Source organism: Streptomyces vastus (assembly GCF_039532825.1).
Classification (GTDB): domain Bacteria; phylum Actinomycetota; class Actinomycetes; order Streptomycetales; family Streptomycetaceae; genus Streptomyces; species Streptomyces vastus.
Genome location: NZ_BAAASJ010000033.1, coordinates 94,736 through 120,860 on the forward strand (window position 1 = coordinate 94,736; position 26,125 = coordinate 120,860).

Consider the following 26,125-nt stretch of genomic DNA (forward strand, 5'->3'; position numbering starts at 1 on the left):
TTGTGCGGATGAGCGCGGTGGAGAAGCGTCTGGCGCGGGGACTGCGGGTGCTGCGCGAGGACCTGTGGACCGGGAAGGCGGACCCGTTGCCGCCCTCGATGTGGTTGCGCTGGCTGCCGCATGGGCTGGTGGTCCTGGTCGCGATCGGCACCACCATCGCCAACGGGGACCAGTTCGGTGACGGCTACAACCTGGGTACGGAGTACGGCCTGGTGTGCGCGCTGGCCCAGGGTGCCGCGGTGGCGATGGCGCTGCGGTGGCCGGTTCCGGCGTGGCAGCTGTCGATGGTGACCACGGTCGTGGTGGCCATGGGGGCCCGCACCCAACTGCTCGCCGATCACACTGCGTTCAACAGCCCCTGGCCGTGGGGCCCGCCCGGCCTGGTCGCACACGCGATGGTGCTGTTCCTGCTCGCGCTGCGGGTACCCACCCGCGTCGCCGCCGAGGTCTTTGCCCTGACCGCGCTGGTCACGTGGGTGGTGCAGGGCCTCATCGGTGCCGCGAACTACTCGTCGACGGGCGCGCTGGCCGTGGCCGTGTTCGCCGGAGTCGTCCTTCTCGGCAGCGCCCAGCGCGGTCGCCGCGAAGCCCGCACCCAACTCGTAGAGCAGGCCGGTATCACCGCCGAGGAGCGCGCCCGCCGTACGGTCCTCGAGGAGCGCAATCGCATAGCCCGCGAGCTCCACGACGTGGTCGCCCACCACATGTCGGTCATCTCCATCCAGGCGCAAGTCGCCCCTCACCTGGTCGAGAACCCTTCCGACGAGCTCAGGGAGAATCTCGACGGCATCCGGCAGAATGCAGTGGAGGCGCTCACCGAACTGCGCCGCGTCCTGGGCGTACTGCGCTCGGAGAACCCCGAGGATCCGTACGGCATCGGCGCTCCCGGCAGTGGAGCGGCCCCCGACGCCCCGCAGCCCACCCTCGACCGCCTCGACGTGCTCGTCGAGAACACTCGCGCTGCCGGTCTGAAGGTGAACACCGAGATCAGCGGCGAGGTGCTTCCGTTGCCGCCGGGTGTGGAGCTGTCCGCGTACCGGATCATCCAGGAGGCGCTGAGCAACGCGCTGCGGCACGCGCCCGGTTCGGAGGTGCGTGTGGAGCTCACGCACTTCCCGCGCGGCCTGCAGATACGGGTCGTCAACTCTAGGCCCCGGCGCCCCGCCCCGCCGTCGCCGGGCGCGGGACACGGTCTGCTCGGCATGCGGGAGCGCGCGGCGATGCTCGGTGGCACCCTCATGGCGACGGAGGCGGCCTGCGGCGGCTTCACGGTGGCGGCTTTCCTGCCCCGCGCCGGAACGGATTCCCTCGACGCCTCCGCCCACACTGTCTCCGACAACTCCACAGACTCCACAGGCTTCCCAGGGGAACGACCATGACGAGCGGCACCATCCGCGTACTCATCGCCGATGACCAGCAGATGGTCCGGCAGGGCTTCTCGGTGCTGCTCAACACCCAGCCCGACATCGATGTGATCGGCCAGGCGGTCGACGGCCTGGACGCGGTCGCCCAGGTCGCCGAACTCGCCCCGGACGTCGTCCTGATGGACATCCGCATGCCCGAACTCGGCGGCATCGAGGCCACCCGCCGCATCGTCGGCAAGACACCGCAGGTCAAGGTGCTGGTGCTGACGACGTTCGATCTCGACGAGTACGTGTATGACGCGCTGCGCGCGGGTGCCTCCGGGTTTCTGCTGAAGGACGCGTCTGCCGACAAGCTGGCGGAGGCGGTCAGGGTGGTCGCCGCGGGGGACGCGCTGCTCGCGCCGGGGATCACGAGGCGCCTGATCGCCCGGTTCTCCCAGCTGGACGGGGCGCCGCGCGCCCCGCTCAAGGAACGTGTCGGTGAGCTGACCGAGCGCGAGACGGAGGTCCTCGCCCTGATCGCGCAGGGGCTGTCGAACGCCGAGATCGCCGAGCGGCTGGTGGTCGCCGAGCAGACGGTGAAGACCCATGTGGGCCGGATCCTGGTGAAGTTGGGGCTGCGAGACCGGACGCAGGCGGCGGTGTTCGCGTACGAGTCGGGTCTGGTACGGCCCTCCGGGTACTGATCGTGGAGGCCAGGGGGCTACCCGTAGTACCTGAGGCGGATGCCGAAGAACCCCTCTCACTGGGGACGACCGCGACCCTGGTGCCCACTTACCGTTTTGTACGTGACCGAGACGACCCAGACGCACTCGACGCCCTCGCAGGGCGCAGACAAGCCGCACAGTCCTGAGTACCGGCTGGCCGTGGACGCCCTGCGCGGGCTGCGGCAGGACCTGTTCCAGGACGCGTTCGCCTACCGCCCGCTGCCGCGCATGAGCGTGGACGGCCCGATCGCCCGGCGGCTGCCCGGGCGCCTGCGGGAGTACGCGGGGTGGGCCCCGCACGCCGCGGTGGCGTTCGCCGGCGTCCTGGCGTGGCTCATCGCGGACACCGAGAACGACGCAGGGGATTTCGGAGGACTGCTCACCGGCCTCCTCTCGCTGACCGCGGTCCTGCTGACCCTCGTCAGGCCGGCCGGCGCCTTCTGGGTCTCCTGCGCGGTGACACCGATCACCGCGGGGCTCGGCAGCAGCTGGGTCCAGTGGCCGTGGCTGCCCGGCGCTTTCGCGACTCACCTGGTGGTCCTCACGGTCGTGGCGATCCGCACGCGGCTCCGCACCGCCTTGTGGATGTGGGCCCTGACGGCGGTCTACGGGATCTTCGCCGTGGGTCTCTTCGGGGATGGCCACGGCGGCAACAACACTCCGGCGATGCTGGTGACCTCAGGCATGGTCCTCCTGGTCGTGGCCGTCCGCCAGATACGCAACGCGGCCGAGCGGGAGGTCACCGCCCAGCAGACCGTCACCGCGCACGAACGTTCCAAGCGCACTCTCCTCGAAGAGCGCACCACCATCGCCCGCGAGTTGCACGACGTGGTCGCCCATCACATGTCGGTGGTCGCGATCCAGGCGGAGGCCGCGCCGTACCGGGTGGAGAACCCGCCGCCGGAGCTGGAGCACGCCTTCGCGGTGATACGGGAGAACGCGGTGATCGCGCTCTCCGAACTGCGCCGGGTTCTCGGCGTCGTACGTGCGGAGGACTACGAGGCTCCCGACGCCCCGCAGCCGACCCTCGCCGACCTGGACGGGCTGCTGGCCAATGTGCGCGACGCGGGCCTGACCGTCGAGAAGGTGGTCACCGGCGCGGTGCGCGAACTCCCGCAGGGCATCGAGCTGTCCGCGTACCGAATAGTCCAGGAGGCGCTCAGCAACAGCCTGCGGCATGCGCCGGGCGCCTCGGCCCGCGTCGAGATCGGCTATGTGCTGGGCGGCCTCGGACTCAGGATCGTCAACGGACCGGCCACCGGGCTGGTGAAGCCCTCGCCCGGCGCGGGGCACGGGATCACGGGGATGCGGGAGCGGGTGACGATGCTGAACGGCGAGATGACGGCGGCGGCGATAGACGACGGGGGGTACGAGGTGACGGTCTTCCTGCCGGTGCCCGTCTCCGACACGGAGACCTCGAGGGACTCGGGAGACTCCGTATGACCATCCGGGTGCTGATCGCCGACGACCAGATGATGGTCCGCGAAGGGTTCTCGGTGCTGCTCGGCGCAATGCCGGACATCGAGGTCGTCGGCGAGGCGGTCAACGGGCGGGATGCGGTGGACCGAGTGCGGGAGCTCGCTCCCGACGTGGTCCTGATGGACATCCGTATGCCCGAGCTCAACGGTATCGAGGCGACGCGGGAGATAGTCGCCGCGGACGGCGGGGCCAAGGTGCTGGTGCTGACCACGTTCGATCTCGACGAGTACGTGTACCAGGCGCTGCGCGCAGGGGCGTCGGGCTTCCTCCTGAAGGACGCCTCGGCCCGCCAACTCGCGGACGGCGTCAGGGTGGTGGCGGCGGGCGAGGCCCTGCTCGCGCCCTCCGTCACCCGGCGGTTGATCACGGAGTTCTCGAAGCTGTCGGAGGCACCCCGGCTGTCGGCCACCGCGCGGGCGGCGTACGTAGACCTGACCGAGCGGGAGACGGAGGTGCTGGTACTCATCGCCCAGGGCCTGTCCAACGGCGAGATAGCCGAGCGTCTCGTGGTCGCCGAGTCGACGATCAAGACCCATGTGAGCCGAATCCTGGTGAAGCTGGGCCTGCGGGACCGGACCCAGGCGGCGGTGTTCGCGTACGAGGCGAGGCTGGTCACACCGGGGTGAGGAGTCACCCTGGGATGAGGGGGCAAGTCGGGATGGGGGCGCGTGCCGCTCAGAGGCGGGTGTGCCGTTCCACGGAGGGGGCGGCTCTGGCGGGCCAAGACGCCGCAGGTTAGCGTCCCGACATGGCAGACCTTTCCGACTCCTCCGACTCCGACCGTGCCCTCGACGCGTTCGACCCCTGGGATCACGGGTTCGTCGCCGATCCCTATCCCGCGTATGCCGAGCTGCGTGCCCGGGGGCGGGTGCACTATTTCGAGCCCACGAACCAGTGGCTCGTGCCGCGTCATGCGGATGTGTCGGCCTTGCTCAGGGACCGGCGGCTGGGGCGGACGTATCAGCACCGGTTCACGCATGAGGACTTCGGGCGGACGGCGCCGCCGGCCGAGCACGAGCCGTTTCATGTGCTCAACGACCACGGCATGCTCGATCTGGAGCCGCCGGACCACACGCGGATCCGGCGCCTGGTGTCGAAGGCGTTCACGCCGCGTACGGTCGAGCGGCTACGCCCGTACGTCCACAAGCTGGCGAACGAGCTGGTCGCGGATCTCGTCGCGGACGGCGGTGGCGATCTGCTGACGACGGTCGCCGAGCCGTTGCCGGTCGCCGTGATCGCCGAAATGCTGGGTATCCCGGAGTCCGACCGGGCGCCGCTGAGGCCCTGGTCGGCGGACATCTGCGGGATGTACGAGCTGAACCCGTCGCAGGAGACGGCGGCGAAGGCGGTTCGGGCGTCGGTCGAATTCACCGAGTATCTGCGGGAGTTGATCGCGGTTCGGCGCAAGGAGCCGGGGGACGATCTGATCTCGGGCCTGATCGTGGCGTACGAGGAGGGCGACCGGCTGACCGAGCAGGAGATGATCTCGACCTGTGTCCTGCTCCTCAACGCGGGGCACGAGGCGACGGTGAACGCCACGGTCAACGGCTGGTGGGCGCTGTTCCGCAACCCCGACCAGCTGGCCGCGCTGCGCGCCGACCGCGGACTGTTGTCCACAGCTGTGGAAGAGCTGATGCGCTACGACACCCCGCTCCAGCTCTTCGAGCGCTGGGTGCTGGACGAGATCGAGATCGACGGCACGGTGATCCCGCGGGGGAGCGAGGTGGCGCTGCTCTTCGGCTCCGCCAACCACGACCCGGCGGTGTTCACCCGGCCCGAGGAACTCGACCTCGCCCGGCAGGAGAATCCGCACATCTCGTTCAGTGCGGGCATCCACTACTGCATCGGCGCACCCCTGGCCCGTATCGAACTGGCGGCGTCCCTGGGCGCGTTGCTCGACCGAGCCCCGACGCTCCGGCTCGCGGCCGAGCCGAGGCGCAAGCCGAACTTCGTCATCCGCGGGCTGAGCGAACTCCTCGTGGAGCTCTGACGGTTTGCGCCCTCGCCGCCCCTACTCGTCCCTTTCACTAGGGCTCCCCCTTCGCCCCTGACGGGGGCGCACCGTCAGCCTGTCCGGCGTTTGAGGACGAGGCCGTTCAGGCCGATCGTGGGTCCAGGGGGCGGAGCCCCCTGGACGGGTCTGGGGCGGAGCCCCAGGGATGGGACGGGTAGGGGCGGTGGGGGCGAAAGTGCCTCCTTGCCCCGACGGTCAGGTGGAGATGTCCCGTCGCCGCAGGGCCGTCAGGCCCGCCGTGGCCAGTGTGGCCGCGAGGGCCGTGAGGACGAGTACCGGTGTCCACGCCATGTCCCCGCCCGGCAGCTTCGGCAGGTGCCCGAACGGGGACACGTCCAGCACAGCCGGAGGAAGATCGAGCGCCGGGCCGATCCAGCCGATGAGGAGGACCGCACCCGCGACCGCCCAAGCCGCCACGGCCGCCCGCGCCGAGACGCCGTGCAGCAGGACCGCGAGGCCGCCGATGGTCCAGATCGCGGGGAGTTGGACGAGGCAGGCGCCGAGGATGGGGCCGAGCTCCTGGCCGTAGCCGACGGCGAAGCCGAGGCCGCTGAGGAGCATGATCAGGGCGGCTCCGCCGAAGGCGATCAGCAGGTGGCCGGAGGCCCAGTGCAGCCGGCCGACCGCGTTGGCCAGGATCGGTTCTGCCCGCTGCGAGGTCTCCTCGCCGTGCAGCCGCAACACCGACGCGACAATGTAGAGGGCGGCGATCAGCCCCATGATGCCGATCATCGAAGCGAGGAACGCGTCGGTCAGAGCAGCCTGCCCGCCCATCCGCTGGAAGATCTCGCGGGCGTTGTCGTTGTCGCCGACCAGGTCCGCCGCTCCTTCCGTCATCGCGCCGTAGACGACTCCGGCGAGGAAGAAGCCGATGCTCCAGCCGAGCACGCTGCCGCGCTGAAGCCGCCACGCCAGCGCGCCGGCCGTCGCGAGCCTGCCTTCCGCCGGGCCCGGCCGGGTGGGCAGGAAGCTCATCCCGACGTCACGCCGCCCGGCCAGCTCGTACGCGATCGCGCCCTGGATCACGGCGGCCCCCGCGAACAGCAGCAGCACCCACCACCGCTCCTGCCCGTACGGGCGCAGGTTCTCCAGCCAGCCGCTCGGCGAGAGCCAGGTGAGCACCGAGGAACCGTCGTCCGCCGCCGAGTCGCCCGCCGCCCGCAGCACGAACGCCGCGCCGAGCACCGCCGAGGTCAGCCCCCGTGCCAGCCGTGCGCTCTCCGTGAGCTGGACGACGATCGCGGCCATCGTGGCGAACACCATCCCGACGCCGGCGATCCCGAGCCCGAACGCCAGCGCTCCGACGCCCCCTTGGCCCGCGAGCCCGCCCGTGACGATCAGGGCGAGGACGCCGTTGGCGACCGCCGCCGCCAGCAGGGCCGCCGTCAGCGGGGCGCGCCGCCCCACCATCGCCGACGAGATGAGTTCCTGGCGCCCGCTCTCCTCCTCGTCACGGGTGTGCCGGACGACGACGAGCAGGCTCATGACCGCCGCGAGCAGCCCGGCGAAGACGCCGACGCGCCAGGCGGTGAGCCCGCCGATCGAGTCGTCGAAGATCGGCCCGACCATGGCGCGCAGCGAGGTGTTCGTCTCCATCTGCCGGACCAGATCGGCCCGTTCGGCCGCCGTGCCGTACAGGCCCTCGAGGGTATTCGGCATGGACAGCACCATCAGGGCGTTCACGGCGATCCATACGGGGATCATGACCCGGTCGCGTCGCAGCGCGAACCTCAGCAGCGTGCCCGTACCCGCGAGTTGACGTCCCCCGCCGACCCGGGGCGCGAACTTTTCAGTCGTGACGGCAGTCATCGCGCCATCGCCTCGTTTTCGCTGCTGCCGTTGCTTTCCCTGCTCTCGCCGCGTACGTCCTGCTGGTAGTGCCTCAGGAACAGTTCCTCCAGCGTCGGCGGCGTCGAGGTCAGCGACCGTACGCCCGAGTCGGTGAGCGACCGCAGAACCGCGTCCAGCTTGTCGCTCTCGACCTGAAGCTTTACTCGTCGGCCCTGGATGTCCAGGTCGTGGACTCCGGGGAGCCGCCCCAACCCGTTGGGCTCACCGGCCAGTTCGGCGGTGACGCTCGTGCGGGTCAGATGGCGCAGCTCGGCGAGTGATCCGCTCTCCACGGTGACGCCCTTGCGGATGATGCTGACGCGGTCGCAGAGTTCCTCGACCTCGCTGAGGATGTGCGAGGACAGCAGGATCGTTCGGCCCCGCTCCCGCTCCTCCTCCACACACCGCTGGAAGACCTCCTCCATCAGCGGGTCGAGGCCGGAGGTCGGCTCGTCCAGGATCAGCAGGTCGACGTCCGAGGCGAAGGCGGCGACGAGGGCGACCTTCTGGCGGTTGCCCTTGGAGTACGTGCGCCCCTTCTTCGTCGGGTCGAGCTCGAACCGCTCGATCAGGTCGGCCCGCCGCGCCTTGTCGAGTCCCCCGCGCAGCCGCCCGTACAGGTCGATGACCTCGCCCCCGGACAGGTTGCGCCAGAGCGTCACATCGCCCGGGACGTATGCGACCTGGCGGTGCAGTTCGACCGCGTCGGTCCACGGGTCCCGGCCGAGCACCTGTGCGGAGCCGGCATCGGCGCGCAGCAGGCCCAGCAGGACGCGGATGGTGGTGGACTTCCCGGCGCCGTTGGGGCCGAGGAAGCCGTGGACTTCACCGGTCTCGACGTCCAGGTCGAGGCCGTCCAGCGCGTGTGTCTTGCCGAACGACTTGTGCAGTCCGGAGACAGTGATTGCCTTCGTCATGGTTTTGAACCTACGCTAGTTTCACAAATTTGTGAAGTTAAGGAAGCGTTAAAACCGGCGTCTAGAATCGACAACGGCGCGCAGAACAGCACTGAGCGGCGCTGAGCAGGGGAGAGGATCGAGAGATGAGCGAGCCGAGTGAGGCGGGGCGGGACCCGGAGGCGGTCTCGAAGTTCGTCGAGAGCTTCGCCGCGCAGTTGGTCGAGGCCGGGATGCAGCGCATGGCGGCCCGGGTGTTCGCGGCGCTGCTCGCCTCCGACTCCGGAGCGATGACCTCCGTCGAACTCGGCGAGCAGTTGCAGATCAGCCCGGCCGCCGTCTCCGGAGCGGTGCGCTATCTCGCGCAGCAGCACATGGTCTCCCGCGAGCGTGAACCCGGCTCCCGGCGCGAGCGGTACCGCGTACACAGCAACCAGTGGTACGAGGCGGTGACCAACCGGGACGCGGTGCTCAAGCGCTGGGAGTACGCCCTGCGGGAGGGAGTCGACGGTCTCGGCCCCGAGACCCCCGCCGGCCGCCGGCTCGCCGAGACCCTGGCCTTCTTCGAGTTCCTCGACGGCGAGCTCATCAAGATGATGGACCGCTGGCGGATCCTCCGGGAAGAGCGCTTCGGCGCCGGCTGAACGCGGTAACCGTGCCGCTCACGGCACCGGCAGCGTGAGCCCCCACGCCCCCTCCCGCACCGTCCACGTCCGTGTCCGTACCGGCCCCGACACCAGCGCGTCCGCTCGGTACCGGAAGTGTGCGCCCGACACGGTGACCGTGCTGCCCCGGGCCATGAGAGGTGAGGCCTCCGCGCCCACCGACACCGGACGTACCTCGACCTCGGCCACGCCCGCGTCTCCCGGCGCCACCGACACGCCCTCCACCGGCTGGTCCAGGTCCACCACCGTCACCCCGTCGACCTCGACCCGCAGCCGGGACGGCCCGGAGCTGCCGTTCGCGGAGGTGGTCCGGGGCGGGCGTACGGGCACCAGCGTGCGGACGAGGGACTGGCATGTACGCAGCCAGGGGTGGCCGGACGTCGCCGGGTCCTTCTCGGACTCCGACGCCGCGTCCTCCTCGTTCCCCTCGTCCGGCCCCGCTCCCCGCGGCACGGCGAGCGGCGGGATCCGCAGGGCGCCCAGCACCACCCCGTCGCTGTCGTCGACGAGCAGGTCCAGCCGCCGCTCGACTCCGTCCAGCACCGCCCGAGCCCCCGCCACCGCACCCGTGGGCACCCCCAGCGACCGTACGAGCGACAGCGCGCCGCCCACCGGTACGACCGACAGCGCACATCCAGCCAGTTCCCGATGCCGGTGCAAAACGGACACCGCCCGCAGCAGGGCACGATCGTCCCCCACCACAACGGGCCGCCGGGACCCTCGCCGGCGCAGTGCCCTGGCGAATTCCTCTGGCCCGTCGGGGAGGCATATTTTGGTGGTCGCACCCGCGCTGAGCACGTCTTTTGCGATCCGTACCGCCTCACCGTCATCGCGACGGGCGACCGGGTCGATGACCACCAGGAGCTGGTCGGAAGCCGCCACCTCGGTCATGCCTCGCTTCCTCGGGTAGCATCTTTGTGCAAGAGCCCCTTGCGCTATTGCGCCAGGGGCTTCGTCTATTCCGGGGCATCCGGTCCGACGGGTCGCGGCCAACGAAGGTCGCCGGTGTACGCGGCACAAGCCGTGCAGCGTACGCCCCTGACCTTGGACATGCCCCACCCGGAAGGGGTGTACGCCTGTGCCCGCACTTGTGCTGCTCGGTGCTCAGTGGGGTGACGAAGGCAAGGGAAAGGCCACCGACCTGCTCGGTGGATCCGTGGACTACGTGGTGCGCTACCAGGGCGGCAACAACGCCGGCCACACGGTGGTCGTGGGCGATCAGAAGTACGCCCTGCATCTCCTCCCTTCCGGAATCCTCTCGCCCGGATGCACGCCGGTCATTGGTAACGGTGTCGTCGTCGACCCGTCGGTCCTGCTCTCCGAGCTGAGCGGTCTGAACGAGCGAGGCGTCGACACGTCCAAGCTGCTGATCAGCGGAAACGCTCACATCATCACGCCGTACAACGTCACCGTCGACAAGGTGACGGAACGCTTCCTCGGAAAGCGGAAGATCGGCACGACCGGCCGCGGCATCGGACCGACGTACGCGGACAAGATCAACCGTGTCGGCATCCGGGTCCAGGACCTGTACGACGAGTCGATCCTGACCCAGAAGGTCGAGGCGGCCCTCGACATAAAGAACCAGGTCCTCACCAAGCTGTACAACCGTCGCGCGATCGCCGTGGACCAGGTCGTCGAGGAGCTGCTGGGTTACGCCGCGAAGCTCGAGCCGTATGTCGCCGACACGGTCCTGGTCCTCAACCAGGCCCTGGAGGCCGACAAGGTGGTCCTCTTCGAGGGCGGCCAGGGCACGCTCCTGGACATCGACCACGGCACGTACCCCTTCGTGACCTCGTCGAACCCGACCGCGGGCGGCGCCTGCACGGGTGCGGGCGTCGGCCCGACGAAGATCAGCCGGGTCATCGGCATCCTGAAGGCCTACACGACCCGCGTCGGCGCGGGCCCGTTCCCCACGGAGCTCTTCGACGAGGACGGCGAGGCGCTGCGCCGCATCGGCCACGAGCGCGGTGTCACCACCGGCCGCGACCGCCGCTGCGGCTGGTTCGACGCGGTGATCGCCCGTTACGCGACCCGCGTCAACGGCCTCACCGACTTCTTCCTCACCAAGCTCGACGTCCTGACCGGCTGGGAGCAGATCCCGGTCTGCGTGGCGTACGAGATCGACGGCAAGCGAGTAGAGGAACTCCCGTACTCCCAGACCGACTTCCACCACGCGAAGCCGGTCTACGAGATGCTCCCCGGCTGGTCGGAGGACATCAGCAAGGCCAAGACGTTCGCGGACCTCCCGAAGAACGCGCAGGACTACGTCAAGGCGCTGGAGGAGATGTCGGGGGCGCCGATCTCGGCGATCGGCGTGGGCCCGGGGCGGGACGAGACGATCGAGATCAACTCGTTCATCTAGGACGCCATCCGCTGCTTCCAAGAGGCAGCCGTGCGACGGCCGACCCTGTGTACGTCGGCCGTCGCACGCCGCGCACCAGGCCACGCCGGCCGCATGGTGTGACTAATCTGTCCGCCATGAAGGAGGCAGGATGCTGCTGAGATTTCGGGTGGCGAACGTCCGGTCCCTGCGGGCGGAGGAAGGGCGAAGGAGGGACGAAGGGCCGATCCAGCAGACCCCGCCAGGTCCACGTCTTCACCGAGGGCGAGGCCACCGAGCTGGATGCCTGTGATCAGCAAATCGCTGCGGAGATGGACAACCTTGAGAAGATTCGCACGATGAAACAAGGCCTGGCTGCCAAGTTGCTCAGTGGAAAGCTCACCACCGCAGCCGCGTAGGAACGGCGTCGGCGCGAACTACCGGGAGGCCCTTCGTGCCCATCCGTAAGCCACCCACCGCCCGCCAGCGGCGGCTCGGGGCTGAGCTGCGACGGATGCGTGAGCAGGTCGGACTCTCCCTCACCGAGGCCGCCGCGTTGCATCGGGTGGACAAGACGGCGATCAGCAACACCGAGTCCGCCCGGTTCGGGGTGAGCGCGGACCGAGTACGCGTATGGGCGGCCAACTACTCGTGCCCGGACCAGGCTTACGTCGACGCGCTCGCGGACATGGCCAGGGAGCGGACCGGCTCCAACTGGTGGGACGAGTACCGGGACTCCATGGCCTCGTTCATGCTCGACCTGGTCGAGTTGGAACATCACGCCGTCAGCCTGCGGCACGTGCAGATCACGCACCTTCCGGGGCTGTTGCAACACGAGGACTACGCCAGGGCGGTCTTCAGCGAGGCTGTCCCGCCGCTGACGCCGCAAGCACTCGACCTCCAGGTCGAGTTCAGGTTGCGGCGCCGGGCTCTGCTCGATCGGCCTGAGCCTCCGGCCTGCTCGTTCCTTCTCCACGAAGCGGCACTGCGGATGCTGTTCGGTGACCGTGCCGTCGTGAGGCGGCAGTTGGAAGAGCTGCTGAAGCAGTCCGAGCGGGAGTCGGTGACCCTACGGGTGGTGCCGTTCTCGGTCGGCGGGTTCCCGAGCGCGGGCAGTTCCACGATGTACGCCAGTGGTCCGGTCCGTCAGCTCGACACCGTGCAGATCGACGTCCCGTACGGGGTCACGTTCCTGGACTCCGAGACCCACCTCACCAACTACCGAGCTGTACTTGACCGCATGGAGCAGCGGTCCCTGGACCCGGGACGCTCGCGTGACTTCATCCGCAAAGTGCTGCACGAGCTATAAGGGCGTGAGGACGTTGGAGATTCAGTGGCGTAAGTCGTCGTACTCCGAGCAGTCGGGCAACTGTCTCGAACTGGCGGTGGTCGACGGCCAGATACTCGTCAGGGAGAGCGACGATCCTGGCGTGATCGTCAGCACGACTCCTGCCGAGCTCGCGGCGTTCCTGGCAGGGGTCAAGGTGGGTCTTCGAAGTTGAGCGGTGCGGGGTGTCCACGGACCTCGGGGGTAAGACGGATGAGGTGGGCGTCCGGCTCAGAGGGAATGCTTGCGCGAAAACGGTGCACACTTTCGACTTCCCTGCTCACTTGCCGCTCAGGTGAGCGCCCATGTGGCATTTCTTCTCCTCGTGCTCACTGTTTTTGCGCGAGGGTCTAGGCGCAGAGGTCTGAGGCGCACAAAGCCGCCGCACCGCTCAACTTCGAAGAGTCGTCAAGGCCGGGGAGTTCGACGACCTCATGTGGCGTCCGCAGGCGTTGACACATGCCAACTCGCGGTAAATGCGCATCAATGTTGATGCGGCAGCATGATTGCGGCTACCTTGGTGTCGGACGGTAGTCGATTGGTCACCGTCTGAACGTCGAGCGCCCCGGCGGTGTTTGCGGCACCCCGGGGCTTGGCCAACGCCTCGTAGGAGCGTCAGCATGTCCAACCGTATCCGGCCTGGCCTCGCGCGAGCACTCGTGCATGCCGCCGTTCTCTTCCTCGCGTGCCTCTTGCGCGTGCTCGTCCCCGTCCCGGCGTCGGATGTGGTCCGGCGACCGCCGGGTTACCGGCTCCTCGTCGCCGGTGCCGAGATCCCCGCGCTGCCGCCGTACCTGCTGCGGTCCCGCAGAACGGCGACCGCGCCCGCACGCCGTCCCGCCTCCCGCGTCCGTCCCTATCTGATCGCGCACGAGCAGCGCATGCGCCGTAGAGCGCTGGTGCTCGCGCTCGACGGGATCGACGTCGGGCCCCAGGTGATCCATGGGCATCGGATCGGCGAGCCGGTCGGGCGACGGATGACGGTGCCCGTGGGGGTGGCGGCCTGATGAGCGCACCCCGCATGCAGGTAAGTCGCGTACCCAGCAAGCCCGTACGGCGCGAGGAGGACGGGATGCTCGCCATCGATCTCTGGTTGCGCAGGGACGGTGCCTTTGAGTCGGACCTCGCGCTGCGCCTCACGCCCGCCGAGGCGGAGGTCCTGCACGCCCAGCTCTGCTACGCACTCGAAGACGCGACGGCGTCGGTGATCACGCCGGTGTCCAAGCTGCCCGACTGCCGCAAGTCCGCAGTGGGCAGCCAGGGAGTCCACTGGCCGTAGGAACGGATTCTCGCGTGGGCGGCACGAACGCGAACGTGCCGCCCACGCGGACCGTAGTCGACTCGTCCCCTTCGTATGGCCGACGCCTGCGGGTACCGTCGAGAACACAGCGAACGCCCACCGACCGGGAGCACACCGTGACCGCCCTGCCCGCAGATCTGCAGGCCGACGAGCCGCTCATCCCGATGCCCGCGCTCACCCCTGGTGCCCTGCGTACCGCCGTCGAAAGCCTGACGCCGAGCCGGATGCCGACGTTCATAAGCGATCTTGTCGACGCGACCACCAGGGCACAACAGCTCCAGTCGTTCGCACCGCTGCGTTCGTTCGTCCATACCTGGGGTGTGTTCGTAGCGATCCAGAGGTATCCCTCGCGTGCTGCCCGCCTGCGCCACTTGGAAGATGTGGTGAGTGCCGGGGAGACGGACCCTACGGCCGCCATCGCCGAGATCAGGAAGATCCACGCGGATGCCGAGGCCGAGGCCGGGCTGTGACCGACTGGAAGTGGGACTACAACCCGAGCGAGGAGTATCTGACCGACGGGCTTCCCGTCGGAGTGATCGCAGAGGTGGAGCGGATTGCCACCGAACTTGCCGCGCTCGGACGTGACGCCGAGACGGCAGGCAGCAGGCCCGAGGACAAGCCAGGAGGGCTGAGGAACTTTCCTCTCTTCGGTGGACGCGGCTTCATCCAGTTCCTCGCCGTTCCCCGGCACGAGTGCGTCTACATCTGCAACATCGTCTGGAACGGATGAATGTGATCAGGTCGGTGTCGAGGCTCCGCAGACGCCTCGGCCTGCTGGCTCCGGGCGAGATGCGACGCGTGGAAGAGCGCATTCGCGTGATCCTGCATCTGGCATAGCACTCACGCCCTGCGTGCCGCTGGCGCACAATGATCCCTCGTACGCATCACCGTGACGCAGGGGAGGCGCAGGCATGGCAGCCGGGGCGGTCGGGGGGCGACCGAGCAGGTCGAGGCGGAGCGGCCGTTACTGGAGCACCTCAAGGCGATGGGGTGGCAGCACATCGAGGGCGCCCGGTTGAGGGACGCGGGGGAGCGCGGCGACCACGGGAGGTGCTGCTGGAGCGGCGCCTGCGGGCCGCCCTGCGCCGGACCTCGGCCTGGATGAAGAACGACGCGCACACTGCTCACGCCGTCTCGCAACTGCGCGCCGCCGCGCGCCATGTGTCCGCCCAGTCCCTGCCGGGGGCCAACCGCGACGCCACTACGCTCCTGCTGCACGGGGTCATGCAGCAGGGGCCGGACGAACGGGACGTGAAGACGCCGTTCTTCGACTGGTCGCGCGAGGCGCTGGAGGGGTCTCGTGAGGAGATCCTGGCTCGCAACGACTACCTTGTCGTCGATCAGTTGCGGGTGTGCGACGCGGACGGGCGGCCGTCCGTGCTCGACCTCGTCCTGTTCGTGAACGGCGTTCCGCTGGTCGTCGTCGAGTGCAAGTCACCGGACGTACGCGACCCGCTGGGCAAGGCCATCCGCGACCTGCGCGCCTATACCGGACGGCCGCTGGACGACGACACCCGGCACGGCGCCGGCGCCCCGCGCGGCATACCGCACCTGTTCGCCCCTGCGCAGCTGCTGGTCGCCGCCGACGGAACACATGCCGCGCTCGGGACGTACTCCTCGGCCGAGCAGCACTATGCGCTGTGGCGCAGCGTCAGCCCGGACTACGGCGATCCGGCGCGGCCGGGGGACGACGGGGTGGAGGAGCTGCGCCGTGAGCTGCGCGGCTGGGGGCTGCTCGGCCCCGAGGAGGCGCCCACGCTCCAGCAGCGGCTGACCGCGATCGTCCTCAGGCCCGGCAACCTGCTCAACATCGTCCGGCACTACGTCTTCGAGAAGCCCGTCGACGAGGACAGCGGGGACGCCACGAAGCGTCGTAACCGCGCCGCCGAGCCCAAGACGGCCAAGGTGGTCTGCCGCCACCAGCAGTACCGCGCCACCGAGAAGATCGTGGCACGGCTACGCACCCGCCCCAGTCGCCGCGTCACCGGCGGGGAACGGGACGAACGGGGAGGTGTCATCTGGCACACGCAGGGCGCGGGCAAGAGCTTCACCATGCAGTTCCTGGCCCGGCGGCTGCACATGAGCCGGGACCCCGAGCTGAACGGGATCACGCTGGTCGCGATCACGGACCGCACCGACCTCCAGCGGCAGTTGCGGCGGGCCGTGGCGCTCAGTGACTCCGAGATCCGGCAGGCCACCTCCCGTACGGACCTGGAGAGCCTGCTCCGCCGGGCGGGGCCGTCCCGGCGGGCGGGCGGTGATCTTCGCGACGATCCAGAAGTTCCTCGGCGACCTGGCGCCCGGCACGGGCGAGGGGAACGACACCGCCGACGGCGAGGACCGGGCACTGGCCGAGGACTTCGAGCAGGCCCGGCGGCGGGTCGAGGCGGGCGAGAGCGCCGAGGAGGTCGCCGACCCCGCGCCGGACGCCCGTACGCTGAGCCGGGCCGAGCGGATCTTCCCCGAGTGCAGCGACGAGGACCGGGTCCTGGTGCTTGTCGACGAGGCGCACCGCTCGCACACCTCCGTCCTGCACGCCTGCCTGCGCAAGGCCCTGCCCAACGCGGCCCGGATCGGCTTCACCGGCACCCCCCTGATGCAGGGCCGGCTCACCGACACCGAGCGCATCTTCGGCCTGGAGCCGAGCACCGAACCCGGCGGAAACCCCGAGTTTCTCGACACGTACCGCATGACCGAGGCCGAACGCGACAAGGTCGTCGTGCCCGTCCGCTATGCAGGTCGCGCCACCACTGCCGAGGTGCGCGACAAGGAGCGGCTGGACGAGTGCTTCGAGGACCTCATCGAGCCGCTGGACGAGGACCAGCAGGAATGGGTGCGGAAGAAGTACGGTGCGCTTTCCGCGCGGGACGTGGCCGAGTCGCCGCCACTGATCCGGCGCAAGGCGGTCGACATACTCGAGCACTACTGCACTGGGCGACCTTCCAACTGCCCATCCACCTCGTCGATTACGTTGTCGCATACGAGCTGGCGCATGTACGCGTCTCCGGCCATGGACCTGAGTACTGGCGGCTGCTGGGCAGGGCGTTGCCGGAATGCCGTCGACTGAAGTCCGAGCTGGATGAACTGGGTCGGCGGGTGTGGATGGGAGACCTCGCCTCCTGAGGGTCCCCGGAAGAGGGACGATCCCCGGCTATGCGTGTGCGCGACCCGCCGCTGAACCTCGCAGAGAGATGCCCGCGGACGGCGCCTGCACGGGCGCGGGCATCGGTTCTCCGGCGCCCCGATCTCGCCCCTCGGCGTCCTCGCGGTCGTCGGCCTCAGGCGTCCGTCCGGCTGAGCCCGGGTACGCCGCATGGTCCACATGCCTCATCTTCGTTCACGGAACATACTGGACAAAAGCTGAGAAGTTGACCAGCTCGAATCCCCGAGGAGAGGTGCATGCGATGCGCGTCATGCTCAAGGCGACCCTGGACACCGAGAAGTCGAGCGAGGCCATCCGGCAGGGCAAGCTGCCGGAGCTGATCAAGGGGACCATGGACAGGATCAAGCCGGAGGCTGCCTACTTCATGCCCGACGAAGGGCAGCGCTCCTGCGTGTTCGTCTTCGACATGCAGGACAGCTCGGACCTGCCGCCGCTCGCCGAGCCCTTCTTCATGGAACTCGGCGCCAAGGTCGAGGTGCTCCCGGTCATGAACCTCGACGACCTGCAGTCGGGGTTGTCGGCTCTGGGGAAGCAGTAAGTCCCCCGTCAGCTGAAGACGATCATCGAGCCCTGGGCCAGGCTTCGCGTCGCCGCCGCGTGCAGGCCCAGCCACACATGGCGCTCGCGGGCGAACGGGCTCGCGTCGAAGGGGGCGGGAGACGCCGGTTCCTCCAATGACGTGGGGGCCATGGGGGGTTCCGGAGGCAGGGGCGGGTTCGCGGGGTCGATGCCGATCGACGGGGCCACGAACTCCAGCTCGCGCAGCAGGGTCTGGGAGGAGCCCAAGGGTCCGCCGCCCGCGAGGAGTTCGTCGTTCGAGAGCGGGTGCGGGAAGTCGACGGGGACGTACGCGCCCGCGTGGTCGTAGTGCCAGACCAGGTGCGACTGCTGGGCGGTCCCCTCGAACATCTCCAGCAACTGCTCGTAGTCGCCGCCCAGTTCGTCCACCGGAGTCACGGCGAGCTGGCAGACCTGGAGCAGATACGCACGGCGCAGGAAGTGCAGCGCGTCGTAGTCGAAGCCCGCGACGGGGGCCACGTCGCCGGACAGTCCCGGCATGTACTGGTACACCGGCACCGGTGGGAGTCCGGCCTCGCCCAGGACCTTGTCGTAGAGCGCGAGTTCCTCGGCGAAGGGATTGTCGGGGGTGTGGCACAACACGTCGACGAGTGGGACCAGCCACAGGTCACAGGCCAACAGATGACTCCTCGGATAGCACGATGGTCAAAGCAGCGTAATGGGTGTCAAGCGCGGTCAGCCCCTGTCGTACGAAACCCGCTCATCCCGCCGCCAGCCGTTCGATGAGCGCGAGCGAGTGCGCGTTGTACGCGGTGACGATCTCGTGCGCGGCATCCGCGTCGCGGCGCGCCAGGGCGTCCACGAGCGCGGTGTGCTCGGCCCAGAGCCGGCCCCGCAGATCCACCGTACGCAGGTACTGGACCGCGCACACCCAGGACTGGACGCGCAGCCGGTGCAGGAAGTCGGCGAGGTAAGGGTTGCCGAAGAGATTGCCGAGCTCACGCCAGAAGCGCAGGTCGTAGCCGATCAGGATGTTCAGGTCACCGGCCGCGGCGGCCCGCTCGGCCTCCTCGCCCCGGCGCCGTACTCCGGCGAGGACGGCGGCGGGGCGAGGATCGTCGGCCCGCGCTTCCAGGGCGGCGCGGGCGGCCCGGCTGATGTCGGACTTCTCGTCCAGGTACCGGTGGAACAGGCCGTCCGTGACCAGGCCGCGGGCCTCGATCATGCCCCGGTAGTCGGCGAGCGAGTACTCGTGCACCCGGAAACCACGGTGCTGGTCCGCCTCCAGCAGCCCCTGCGCCGACAGATCGACCAGTGCCTCGCGGACGGGGGTCGCGGAGACACCGTACTGCTCGGCGATCTCCTTCACCGTGAACTCCTGGCCCGGCTGGAGACGCCCGGCCAGCACCTCGTCACGCAGCGCGTCCGCGATCTGCTGCCGCAGCGTGCTGCGCGTCACGGCGCCGTTGCCGCCGGTGCCGGGCATGGTCCAGGTCCTCCCCGATCGGGTCAGTACTCGCTTATATCTACGAGCACGTCACCATACGCGTTCGGGTTTGCGAGGATCACTTATTGACAGCACACTGTCGAAATGACAGCATGCTTACATGGGCTCAGGGCCGCCCAAGGAGGAGCCATGGTCGCCACGACACCCCGCAAGCCCGTCCATCTCGCCGTCTACGACACCTTCGCCGACTGGGAGACCGGTCACGCGATCGCGTATCTCGCGCGTGCCGGGTACGAGGTCCGTACGGTGGGCCTCGACCGTGAGCTCGTGAAGACCATCGGCGGCGTACGCATCCAGCCGGATCTCGTCCTCTCCGGCCTTCGCCCCGAGGACAGCTCCCTGCTGATCCTCACCGGCGCCGGCCTCTGGGAGACGGGCGACGATCTCGTGCCGTTCGCCCGCAAGGCGCGGGAGTTCCAGGACGCCGACGTCCCCGTCGCAGCCATCTGCGGAGCCACCGCCGGGCTGGCCCGCGAGGGGCTGCTCGACGACCGCAAGCACACCAGCGCCGTCTCCTTCTATCTGGCCGCCACGGGATACAAGGGCGGCGAGCGGTACGTCGACGCCGACGCCGTGACCGACGGGAAGCTGATCACCGCCGGGCCCACCGAACCCGTCGCCTTCGCCCGCGAGGTGTTCCGGCTGCTCGGCGTGTACGAGGGTGACGTGCTCGACGCCTGGTACCGGCTGTTCCACGACTCGGACCCGGAGGCGTACGCCGTCCTCGAGGCGGCCGGTCAGTGAGCCGCGAGCGTCAGGACCTGCTCAGCCGCAGCGCCCTCGGCGTCTTCCGGCTCAACGGTCAATTCCTGTCCGTGGCAGACGAGTTGGCCCGGCCCGCCGGACTGACCGCCGCCTGGTGGCAGGTCCTCGGAGCCGTACTGACCGAACCCCTCCCCGTCTCCGGGATCGCCCGCGCGATGGGCATCACCCGCCAGAGCGTGCAACGGATCGCCGACCTCCTCGTCGAGCGAGGCCTCGCCGAGTACGCACCCAACCCCGCCCACCGCCGCGCCAAGCTGCTCACTCCGACCGAGGACGGCCGCACCGCCATAGCGAAGATCCACCCCGGCCACGCGGCCCTCGCCGACCGCCTCGCGGACGCCCTCACAGACGAGGGCTTCGACGAGACCGTACGCGTGTTGGAACGCCTGTCACAGGCGCTCGACCAGGTCTCGTCGCCTGCGTCGGCTGTTACGGACCTGTAGAGACCGCCCGACGTTCTTCCCCGTATGTCCGCACTATCCTCACTCTGTCGCACACGCAGGGGAGGGCGCCGGCCATGGAGAAGCTGGGACAGGGGGAGCCGATGGGCATCCCCCAGGCCGGAGGCGGGGGGCGGATCGGCGCGTACCGGCTGCTGGCGCGGCTGGGGTCCGGCGGAATGGGGAACGTATATCTGGCGCGTTCCGACCGGGGCCGTACCGTCGCCGTGAAGCTGGTGCGGCAGGAGCTCGCCGAGCAGGAGGAGTTCCGGGCGCGGTTCCGGCAGGAGGTGCAGAACGCGCGGCGGGTCGGGGGGTACTGGACAGCGCCCGTGCTCGACGCGGACACGGAAGCCGCGATTCCGTGGGTGGCGACCGGCTATGTCGCCGGGCCCTCCCTCCAGACCGTCGTCGGGCACGACCATGGCGCGCTGCCCGAGCGTTCCGTACGCATCCTCGCGGCCGGACTCGCCCACGCGCTCAAGGACATTCACGCCGCCGGGATCGTCCATCGCGACCTCAAGCCCTCGAACGTACTCGTCACGATCGACGGCCCCCGCGTCATCGACTTCGGCATCGCACGCGCCCTGGAGACGGTGACCGACGGAGGACTGACGCGTACCGGCGCGCTCGTCGGCTCGCCCGGGTTCATGGCTCCCGAACAGGTGCGGGGCGACCGCATCACACCCGCCTGCGACGTCTTCTGCCTGGGTTCCATCCTCGCGTACGCGGCTACCGGCGAGCTTCCCTTCGGCGCGGCCAACAGCGGGGTGCACGCCCTGATGTTCCGCATCGCGCAGGAGGAACCGGACCTGGAGCGGCTGCCGGAGGGCCTCGCCGATCTCGTACGGATCTGTCTGCGCAAGGACCCGGCCGCCCGCCCGAGTCTCGACGACATCCTTGAACGTACCGGTGCGGAGGACACCGTCGCCGACGGCCGTAGCCGCGACCCCTGGCTGCCGAGCATGCTGGTGGCCCAACTGGGGCGGCATGCCGTGCAGTTGCTGGACACCGAGAACCCTGAGGCTCCGGAGGAGACGGAGAATCCGGGGTTTCCGGGCAAGGCGGTCGAGGCCGACGCGGGCGCCGAGGAGACGGCGGGGCCGGCCGGTCCGGCGGGCTCCGCGGGAGGTGCGGCGGGGCCGGCCGCTGCCGCGGCGGCCGCCGCCAAGCCCCACGCCCGCCGCCGCGAACACGCCCCCGTCCCCGAAGCCGCCCCCGAACACGCCCCCGCCTCCGACGACTCCGCCCCGCCCCGGCCCGGCGCGCCGGGCAGCGCCCCGCTGGATCACCTGCCCACGGCGGTGAGCGGCTCCGGTCCGACGACTCCGCCGCCCCATCCGCCGGGCCCGGCCTACGGCTATCCGCAGCAGCACCCGCAGCCCGCCGGATACGGCTATCCGCAGCAGCCCGGCACCTGGGGTGCGACGCCGGCGTACGCGCCCGCGCCGGGCTCGACTCTCCCGTACGGGCCTCCGTACGGGCCGGGAGCCGGCGCCCCGCAGCAGCCACCCCAGCGAAGCGGTCGCTCCACCGCCTTCCTGATCGTGGTGGCCCTGGTCGTCGCGCTCGCCGCGGGAGGCTCGGTCTACGCGCTGATGAGCGGCGGCGGGGACAACAACCGCGCGGGTGGCGAACCCACGGCATCACCGACGACGAGCGCACCCGCGACGGCGGACCCGACCAACCAGGGCCCGGCCCAGGATCCGACCGCCCAGCCGTCGAAGACCGCGGAGGAGACCCCGGCAGGCGGCTCGATCCCCACCGAGTACCTCGGCAGCTGGACGGCGGTGTTCGACACCGGCGACGGGGGCAACACCCGTCGGCTCACCATCCAGCAGGGCGAGGTGGGCGACATCGTGCTCTCGCTCACGGCGGACGGCCCGGAGGGAGCGAACGGCGAGGGTACGTACCACTGCGTGTTCCAGGCGGAACTGGCCGAGCCCCCGACCGCCGGCGGCCCGCTCCGTATCGGCCCGTCAACGGTCACCGTCGGCGAACCGCCCACCTCCTGCACCCCGGGCGAGGCCACGGAGCTGACCATCCTCCCGGACGGCAGCCTGCGCCGTGTGAACACGGCGGGCAGCGGCGAGCTGACGTACAACAAGGCGGACTGAGGGGCGAGTTGACCACAACTCTGTGAACTCGCTGAACTGAAGCTGAACTTCCGCTGTCGTGTCCGCAATGTCCCCATCGCGAGCCGTACTTTGATCCCCGGCAGGCGCGCGCCGCGTAGTGCTCGGGGGAGTGGCTCACGTGCAGGATTGGCTGAGCGCGGAGAATGTCATCGCGCTGACGACGGCAGTGGTCGGTGTCGTGGCGTCCGCCGTGATGGTCTGGTACGAGCGCCGGGTGCCGCGCCGGTGGGGGCACCTCCCACGCCCTTAAGGCAGTGGGGGAGGATCGGCTACCGCGTGCAGATGGACAACCCCATCGGCCACGATGTGCGTTCGGGCCGCGCGAACGTACGGCTCGGGTTGTTCGACGAGGCCCCGGACATGTCGGATGCGACGCTGGTGCTGCTGCGCGTCGAGAACGACGGCTCGCAGAGCATCGCGGACAGCGACTACACCGGGCGCGAACGGCACGGTCTCACCGCGGTGTTCAGCGACCGCGTGATCCGCGGTGTGTCGGTCACGCAGCCGGCCGGCACCGACCACCTCATGGACCACTTCACTCCGGCCGCGGGTTTCGGCTATCAGGACGGCGTCCTGCGCATCCCCCGCGTCCCGCTCAACCGCGGCGAGCACTTCAAGATGCTCGTGCTGCTGTCGGGCGGGGACGTCGGCTGCGGCATACGGCTCATCGGCGGCATCCGCGACGGCGAGGTGCACCCCAACCGCAGTGCGACACCGGACGACCAGCCGCCGCTGTTCAGCCGCGCGGCCCGGCTGATCACCGTGCTGCTCACGCTCTGCGTGATCGCCCTGGCCACGATCATCGTCGCCCGGGACGACACCCCGCCGCCGATCGAATGCGAGACGGGCGAGCTGACGCTCACCGGGTCGACTGCGTTCAAGCCCGTGCTGGTGCCCAGCACCTCGCTGGACTGCCGCAGCAAGGACGACGCGTCCTCCCCCGTCACGCGCTGCGAACTCGACTCCACGCAGCAGGTGCTCGACACGCTCGCCGAGATCCCCGGCTCCATCGGCTACAGCGAGCTCAGCCAGGCCACCGAGCGGCGCGGCCTGCGTCGGCTCGCCATCGACGGCCACCAGTCCTCCGTCGAGAACCTGGAGAAGGGTGGGACCGCCTACCCCTACTACGGCCTCGAGTACGCCTACACCTACCGCCGCCCCTCCGCGAGTTCCCTCGCCGACAGCTTCCTCGCCTATGTGCGCCGGGGCACCGGCCAGAGCGTGATCCGCGGCCATGGGCACGTGCCGTGCGAGACGGTGACCGGGGGCAAGCTCTGCGACGAGAAGGCCAGGAGCGACGAGGCCGGCTGAATCCCGGGGCACCCTTGCGCTGCCTGACGCGTGCAGAACGACGGCAAGTTACGGCGTTCCCTCACCAGGCCAAGGCCATGGAGCCCACCGGGGGTCCGGGCGGTGAGCAGGGCGGGGGTATCGGAGCCCGGTGGCGTTCCCGGCTCCGCAGGCGTAGCCGTCACCGAGCCTCCGGCGGCCGCTGCCGAGGCATGTTCGGCCGCGCCCCCGGAGTGAGCGGCGGCCGCCCGCCCGAACCAGAGTCCGGCCGCGAAGCCCCGGACACAGAGGACTGCAGGCCCAGTGGAGCGGACCCGGTACGGAACTCCACCATCCAGTCCGCAGTCTCCGCCCGCACCAGCTCCGTAACGTCCTCGGAGAACCGCCGCAACACCCCGAGGCACCGCTCGGCGGCATCCGCAGCCGTCCCCTCCGTAGGCCCGAGAACCTCCCGCACACACTCCGACGTCCAGTCGAACTGCAGCGCCTGGAGCCGCCGCTGCACGGCCTGCGCCGTGGCCACATCCCTTATCCACCCGGACGTGACCCCGAAGAAACGGTCCACCGCCACACACGCGACCCCACCCAGGAGCGCCAGATAACCCCAGGGGGCCGCACCGTCCACCACCCCTGCGAGGTCGAGCACCGGAAACGCCGCTCCGGCCACCGCCCCCACAGCCGTACCGGCCCGAAGCGCCCGCGCCCCCCGCCGTTTCCACCCCCGCCCGGCGAGATACCAGGAGGCCGTGGCGAGTGCCCCCGCCTCCACCCACCGGTACAGCTCATGGAGCCGTTCAGCCGGCTCCGTCCAGTCACCGACCGGAAACGGCCGCCCCATCAGATCACCGGGCGCCGGCGCACCGGGCAGAACACCGCTCCCGTATCCGTCGGCTACACCGTCCCCCCGCCCGTCACCCCGACCGTCCTGGGCCGACCCCTCGGGCTGCATCTCCGGCTGGCTCACCGACGCTCCCTCATCGTTACGTTGCGTGACGGTACCGTGGCGCAAGGGTGCCGCAAGCTGCTGAAGCGCCCAACCCTTACTACCTCCCAATGGGTGGCGATGGCCCCGGTATCGGGGGTTTTACGCTCGGACGTGGTCCTTGATCAGGTATAGGCAATCGCCTTGCCTCACTCGAAAGAGTGCTGGAGCGATGCCGCTGTAGACCACGTAGGCTCATGCCCAGACGGGGAAACGCCCGCGCGGGCGGAAGACCCCTGCCCGGACAGCCGTACGAAACCAGGAGCTGATCGTGATTCCCGGTGGTGGCCAGCCCAATATGCAGCAGCTGCTCCAGCAGGCCCAGAAGATGCAACAGGACCTCGCGAACGCGCAGGAGGAGCTGGCGCGCACCGAGGTCGACGGTCAGGCGGGCGGCGGCCTGGTGAAGGCGACCGTGACGGGCTCCGGCGAGCTGCGCGCCCTCAAGATCGACCCGAAGGCCGTGGACCCCGAGGACACGGAAACCCTCGCCGACCTGATCGTCGCGGCGGTCCAGGCGGCCAACGAGAACGCGCAGGCGCTCCAGCAGGAGAAGCTCGGCCCGCTGGCCCAGGGCCTGGGTGGCGGCAGCGGCATCCCCGGCCTGCCGTTCTAAGTCAATCCGGCCGTCTCTTCTAAGAAGGCCGGACGCCAACTACCGTACGTACCAAGAAGACAAGCGCGATTACGGTACGTACCGAGAGAGCGTGAACAGGAAGGCAATCCGTTGTACGAAGGCGTGGTCCAGGACCTCATCGACGAACTGGGGCGGCTCCCCGGCGTCGGTCCCAAGAGCGCGCAGCGGATCGCCTTCCACATCCTGCAGGCGGAGCCGACGGACGTACGGCGTCTCGCGCAGGCCCTGCTCGAAGTGAAGGCCAAGGTCCGCTTCTGCGCCACCTGTGGGAACGTCGCGCAGGAGGAGCTGTGCAACATCTGCCGCGACACGCGCCGCGACCTCGCCGTCATCTGCGTGGTGGAGGAGCCGAAGGATGTCGTGGCGATCGAGCGGACGCGGGAGTTCCGGGGCAAGTACCACGTGCTCGGTGGCGCGATCAGCCCGATCGAGGGCGTCGGCCCGGACGACCTGCGGATAAGAGAGCTCCTGGCCCGCCTGGCGGACGGCACGGTCACGGAGCTGATCCTGGCCACGGACCCGAACCTGGAGGGCGAGGCGACGGCCACATATCTCGCCCGCATGATCAAGCCCATGGGCCTCAAGGTCACCCGCCTGGCCAGCGGTCTGCCGGTCGGCGGTGACCTCGAGTATGCCGATGAGGTCACCCTGGGCCGGGCCTTCGAGGGGAGGCGGTTGCTCGATGTCTGAGATATCTGAGATGGCTGAGATGAACGCCACCGAGACGGCCGCGCCTTCGCGAGAGGGCGGCTCCTGGATGTCTGAACGTGTTTTTGCTCATG

26 protein-coding genes and 3 pseudogenes are annotated in these 26,125 nt (G+C 69.6%); 23 read left to right on the top strand and 6 right to left on the bottom strand.

Features of this window, described 5'->3' with window-relative positions; genetic code table 11:
• Positions 1-8 precede the first annotated feature (8 nt).
• The 5 genes from ABD357_RS16990 (at position 9) to ABD357_RS17010 (ending at position 5,540) form a co-directional block, all read left to right on the top strand.
• Positions 9-1,379, top strand: coding sequence for a sensor histidine kinase (locus ABD357_RS16990; protein WP_344391004.1), 1,371 nt, complete (start codon positions 9-11; stop codon positions 1,377-1,379).
• Complete coding sequence (locus ABD357_RS16995) at positions 1,376-2,050, top strand: response regulator (RefSeq protein WP_344391006.1); 675 nt, start codon at positions 1,376-1,378, stop codon at positions 2,048-2,050. The genes ABD357_RS16990 and ABD357_RS16995 overlap by 4 nt, the downstream gene beginning before the upstream one ends.
• 102 nt (positions 2,051-2,152) lie before the next feature.
• Entirely contained in the window at positions 2,153-3,514 is a 1,362-nt protein-coding gene (locus tag ABD357_RS17000) for a sensor histidine kinase (RefSeq protein WP_344391007.1), read from the top strand.
• Positions 3,511-4,176: a response regulator gene (locus ABD357_RS17005; RefSeq protein ID WP_344391008.1), complete on the top strand. Its 666-nt coding sequence runs from the start codon at positions 3,511-3,513 to the stop codon at positions 4,174-4,176. The genes ABD357_RS17000 and ABD357_RS17005 overlap by 4 nt, the downstream gene beginning before the upstream one ends.
• Before the next feature lie 122 nt (positions 4,177-4,298).
• On the top strand, positions 4,299-5,540 hold the full coding sequence (locus ABD357_RS17010; RefSeq protein ID WP_344391009.1) for a cytochrome P450: 1,242 nt from the start codon (positions 4,299-4,301) through the stop codon (positions 5,538-5,540).
• Positions 5,541-5,759: 219 nt separating this feature from the next.
• On the opposite strand, the gene ABD357_RS17015 is transcribed toward ABD357_RS17010, so the two are convergent.
• Both ABD357_RS17015 and ABD357_RS17020 read right to left on the bottom strand, forming a co-directional pair.
• A complete protein-coding gene (locus ABD357_RS17015; RefSeq protein ID WP_344391010.1) occupies positions 5,760-7,373 on the bottom strand; it encodes an ABC transporter permease in 1,614 nt (537 codons plus the stop codon).
• Complete coding sequence (locus tag ABD357_RS17020; protein WP_344391011.1) at positions 7,370-8,311, bottom strand: ABC transporter ATP-binding protein; 942 nt, start codon at positions 8,309-8,311, stop codon at positions 7,370-7,372. The genes ABD357_RS17015 and ABD357_RS17020 overlap by 4 nt, the downstream gene beginning before the upstream one ends.
• A 125-nt stretch (positions 8,312-8,436) precedes the next feature.
• On the opposite strand from ABD357_RS17020, the gene ABD357_RS17025 reads away from it, so the two are divergent.
• A complete protein-coding gene (locus ABD357_RS17025) occupies positions 8,437-8,934 on the top strand; it encodes a GbsR/MarR family transcriptional regulator (protein WP_344391012.1) in 498 nt (165 codons plus the stop codon).
• Between the two features lie 18 nt (positions 8,935-8,952).
• Here ABD357_RS17025 and ABD357_RS17030 read toward each other — a convergent pair whose 3' ends face one another.
• Positions 8,953-9,846, bottom strand: coding sequence for a diacylglycerol kinase family protein (locus tag ABD357_RS17030; RefSeq protein WP_344391013.1), 894 nt, complete (start codon positions 9,844-9,846; stop codon positions 8,953-8,955).
• A gap of 187 nt (positions 9,847-10,033) precedes the next feature.
• Here ABD357_RS17030 and ABD357_RS17035 point away from each other — a divergent pair, with 187 nt between their 5' ends.
• The 11 genes and pseudogenes from ABD357_RS17035 (at position 10,034) to ABD357_RS17085 (ending at position 17,603) form a co-directional block, all read left to right on the top strand.
• A complete protein-coding gene (locus ABD357_RS17035) occupies positions 10,034-11,317 on the top strand; it encodes an adenylosuccinate synthase (RefSeq protein ID WP_344391014.1) in 1,284 nt (427 codons plus the stop codon).
• 412 nt (positions 11,318-11,729) lie between these two features.
• Entirely contained in the window at positions 11,730-12,584 is an 855-nt protein-coding gene (locus tag ABD357_RS17040) for a helix-turn-helix domain-containing protein (RefSeq protein WP_344391016.1), read from the top strand.
• Positions 12,585-12,588: 4 nt separating this feature from the next.
• Positions 12,589-12,777 (top strand): DUF397 domain-containing protein, encoded by a 189-nt coding sequence (locus ABD357_RS17045; RefSeq protein ID WP_344391017.1) that lies wholly within the window; start codon positions 12,589-12,591, stop codon positions 12,775-12,777.
• 445 nt (positions 12,778-13,222) lie between these two features.
• Positions 13,223-13,609 carry a hypothetical protein gene (locus tag ABD357_RS17050; protein ID WP_344391018.1) on the top strand — a complete coding sequence of 129 codons (387 nt, stop codon included), beginning with the start codon at positions 13,223-13,225 and terminating at the stop codon, positions 13,607-13,609.
• Positions 13,609-13,881, top strand: coding sequence for a hypothetical protein (locus ABD357_RS17055; RefSeq protein ID WP_344391019.1), 273 nt, complete (start codon positions 13,609-13,611; stop codon positions 13,879-13,881). The genes ABD357_RS17050 and ABD357_RS17055 overlap by 1 nt, the downstream gene beginning before the upstream one ends.
• 185 nt (positions 13,882-14,066) lie before the next feature.
• Entirely contained in the window at positions 14,067-14,372 is a 306-nt protein-coding gene (locus ABD357_RS17060) for a hypothetical protein (protein ID WP_425584904.1), read from the top strand.
• A complete protein-coding gene (locus tag ABD357_RS17065) occupies positions 14,369-14,632 on the top strand; it encodes a hypothetical protein (RefSeq protein WP_344391021.1) in 264 nt (87 codons plus the stop codon). The genes ABD357_RS17060 and ABD357_RS17065 overlap by 4 nt, the downstream gene beginning before the upstream one ends.
• Positions 14,633-14,769: 137 nt before the next feature.
• A pseudogene (locus ABD357_RS44725) lies at positions 14,770-16,122 on the top strand (type I restriction endonuclease); the annotation flags it as partial.
• 37 nt (positions 16,123-16,159) lie between these two features.
• Positions 16,160-16,717: pseudogene (locus ABD357_RS17075) on the top strand (DEAD/DEAH box helicase family protein); the annotation flags it as partial.
• 14 nt (positions 16,718-16,731) lie between these two features.
• The gene (locus ABD357_RS17080) at positions 16,732-17,025 is read left to right on the top strand and encodes a M48 metallopeptidase family protein (protein WP_344391170.1); all 294 of its coding nucleotides are present in this window, start codon (positions 16,732-16,734) and stop codon (positions 17,023-17,025) included.
• 281 nt (positions 17,026-17,306) lie between these two features.
• Positions 17,307-17,603, top strand: a complete 297-nt coding sequence (locus tag ABD357_RS17085; RefSeq protein WP_344391023.1) for a DUF3303 family protein — start codon at positions 17,307-17,309, stop codon at positions 17,601-17,603.
• Positions 17,604-17,611: 8 nt separating this feature from the next.
• Here ABD357_RS17085 and ABD357_RS17090 read toward each other — a convergent pair whose 3' ends face one another.
• Together ABD357_RS17090 and ABD357_RS17095 are read right to left on the bottom strand one after the other, a co-directional pair.
• Positions 17,612-18,262, bottom strand: coding sequence for a hypothetical protein (locus ABD357_RS17090; RefSeq protein WP_344391025.1), 651 nt, complete (start codon positions 18,260-18,262; stop codon positions 17,612-17,614).
• A gap of 82 nt (positions 18,263-18,344) precedes the next feature.
• Entirely contained in the window at positions 18,345-19,070 is a 726-nt protein-coding gene (locus tag ABD357_RS17095; RefSeq protein ID WP_344391026.1) for a GntR family transcriptional regulator, read from the bottom strand.
• Between the two features lie 150 nt (positions 19,071-19,220).
• Between ABD357_RS17095 and ABD357_RS17100 the strand changes: the two genes are divergently transcribed.
• The 4 genes and pseudogenes from ABD357_RS17100 (at position 19,221) to ABD357_RS17115 (ending at position 23,745) form a co-directional block, all read left to right on the top strand.
• Positions 19,221-19,835, top strand: a complete 615-nt coding sequence (locus tag ABD357_RS17100) for a type 1 glutamine amidotransferase family protein (RefSeq protein ID WP_344391027.1) — start codon at positions 19,221-19,223, stop codon at positions 19,833-19,835.
• Complete coding sequence (locus ABD357_RS17105; RefSeq protein ID WP_344391028.1) at positions 19,832-20,299, top strand: MarR family winged helix-turn-helix transcriptional regulator; 468 nt, start codon at positions 19,832-19,834, stop codon at positions 20,297-20,299. The genes ABD357_RS17100 and ABD357_RS17105 overlap by 4 nt, the downstream gene beginning before the upstream one ends.
• 74 nt (positions 20,300-20,373) lie before the next feature.
• Complete coding sequence (locus tag ABD357_RS17110; RefSeq protein ID WP_344391029.1) at positions 20,374-22,413, top strand: serine/threonine-protein kinase; 2,040 nt, start codon at positions 20,374-20,376, stop codon at positions 22,411-22,413.
• 139 nt (positions 22,414-22,552) lie between these two features.
• Positions 22,553-23,745 (top strand): annotated as a pseudogene (locus tag ABD357_RS17115) (hypothetical protein).
• Positions 23,746-23,905: 160 nt separating this feature from the next.
• On the opposite strand, the gene ABD357_RS17120 reads toward ABD357_RS17115, so the two are convergent.
• Complete coding sequence (locus ABD357_RS17120; RefSeq protein ID WP_344391030.1) at positions 23,906-24,688, bottom strand: SLATT domain-containing protein; 783 nt, start codon at positions 24,686-24,688, stop codon at positions 23,906-23,908.
• 289 nt (positions 24,689-24,977) lie between these two features.
• On the opposite strand from ABD357_RS17120, the gene ABD357_RS17125 reads away from it, so the two are divergent.
• Together ABD357_RS17125 and recR are read left to right on the top strand one after the other, a co-directional pair.
• Positions 24,978-25,322 (top strand): YbaB/EbfC family nucleoid-associated protein, encoded by a 345-nt coding sequence (locus tag ABD357_RS17125; RefSeq protein ID WP_165339968.1) that lies wholly within the window; start codon positions 24,978-24,980, stop codon positions 25,320-25,322.
• A gap of 111 nt (positions 25,323-25,433) precedes the next feature.
• Positions 25,434-26,033 (top strand): recombination mediator RecR, encoded by a 600-nt coding sequence (gene recR / locus ABD357_RS17130; RefSeq protein WP_165339967.1) that lies wholly within the window; start codon positions 25,434-25,436, stop codon positions 26,031-26,033.
• The last annotated feature ends 92 nt before the right edge of the window (positions 26,034-26,125 follow it).

Coding starts and splice junctions, on each gene's coding strand:
- ABD357_RS16990 (WP_344391004.1), top strand. CDS start 9: ATGAGCGCGGTGGAGAAGCGTCTGGCGCGGGGACTGCGGGTGCTGCGC.
- ABD357_RS16995 (WP_344391006.1), top strand. CDS start 1,376: ATGACGAGCGGCACCATCCGCGTACTCATCGCCGATGACCAGCAGATG.
- ABD357_RS17005 (WP_344391008.1), top strand. CDS start 3,511: ATGACCATCCGGGTGCTGATCGCCGACGACCAGATGATGGTCCGCGAA.
- ABD357_RS17010 (WP_344391009.1), top strand. CDS start 4,299: ATGGCAGACCTTTCCGACTCCTCCGACTCCGACCGTGCCCTCGACGCG.
- ABD357_RS17015 (WP_344391010.1), bottom strand. CDS start 7,373: ATGACTGCCGTCACGACTGAAAAGTTCGCGCCCCGGGTCGGCGGGGGA.
- ABD357_RS17020 (WP_344391011.1), bottom strand. CDS start 8,311: ATGACGAAGGCAATCACTGTCTCCGGACTGCACAAGTCGTTCGGCAAG.
- ABD357_RS17025 (WP_344391012.1), top strand. CDS start 8,437: ATGAGCGAGCCGAGTGAGGCGGGGCGGGACCCGGAGGCGGTCTCGAAG.
- ABD357_RS17030 (WP_344391013.1), bottom strand. CDS start 9,846: ATGACCGAGGTGGCGGCTTCCGACCAGCTCCTGGTGGTCATCGACCCG.
- ABD357_RS17050 (WP_344391018.1), top strand. CDS start 13,223: ATGTCCAACCGTATCCGGCCTGGCCTCGCGCGAGCACTCGTGCATGCC.
- ABD357_RS17055 (WP_344391019.1), top strand. CDS start 13,609: ATGAGCGCACCCCGCATGCAGGTAAGTCGCGTACCCAGCAAGCCCGTA.
- ABD357_RS17060 (WP_425584904.1), top strand. CDS start 14,067: ATGCCCGCGCTCACCCCTGGTGCCCTGCGTACCGCCGTCGAAAGCCTG.
- ABD357_RS17080 (WP_344391170.1), top strand. CDS start 16,732: ATGGGTGCGGAAGAAGTACGGTGCGCTTTCCGCGCGGGACGTGGCCGA.
- ABD357_RS17085 (WP_344391023.1), top strand. CDS start 17,307: ATGCGCGTCATGCTCAAGGCGACCCTGGACACCGAGAAGTCGAGCGAG.
- ABD357_RS17095 (WP_344391026.1), bottom strand. CDS start 19,070: ATGCCCGGCACCGGCGGCAACGGCGCCGTGACGCGCAGCACGCTGCGG.
- ABD357_RS17100 (WP_344391027.1), top strand. CDS start 19,221: ATGGTCGCCACGACACCCCGCAAGCCCGTCCATCTCGCCGTCTACGAC.
- ABD357_RS17110 (WP_344391029.1), top strand. CDS start 20,374: ATGGAGAAGCTGGGACAGGGGGAGCCGATGGGCATCCCCCAGGCCGGA.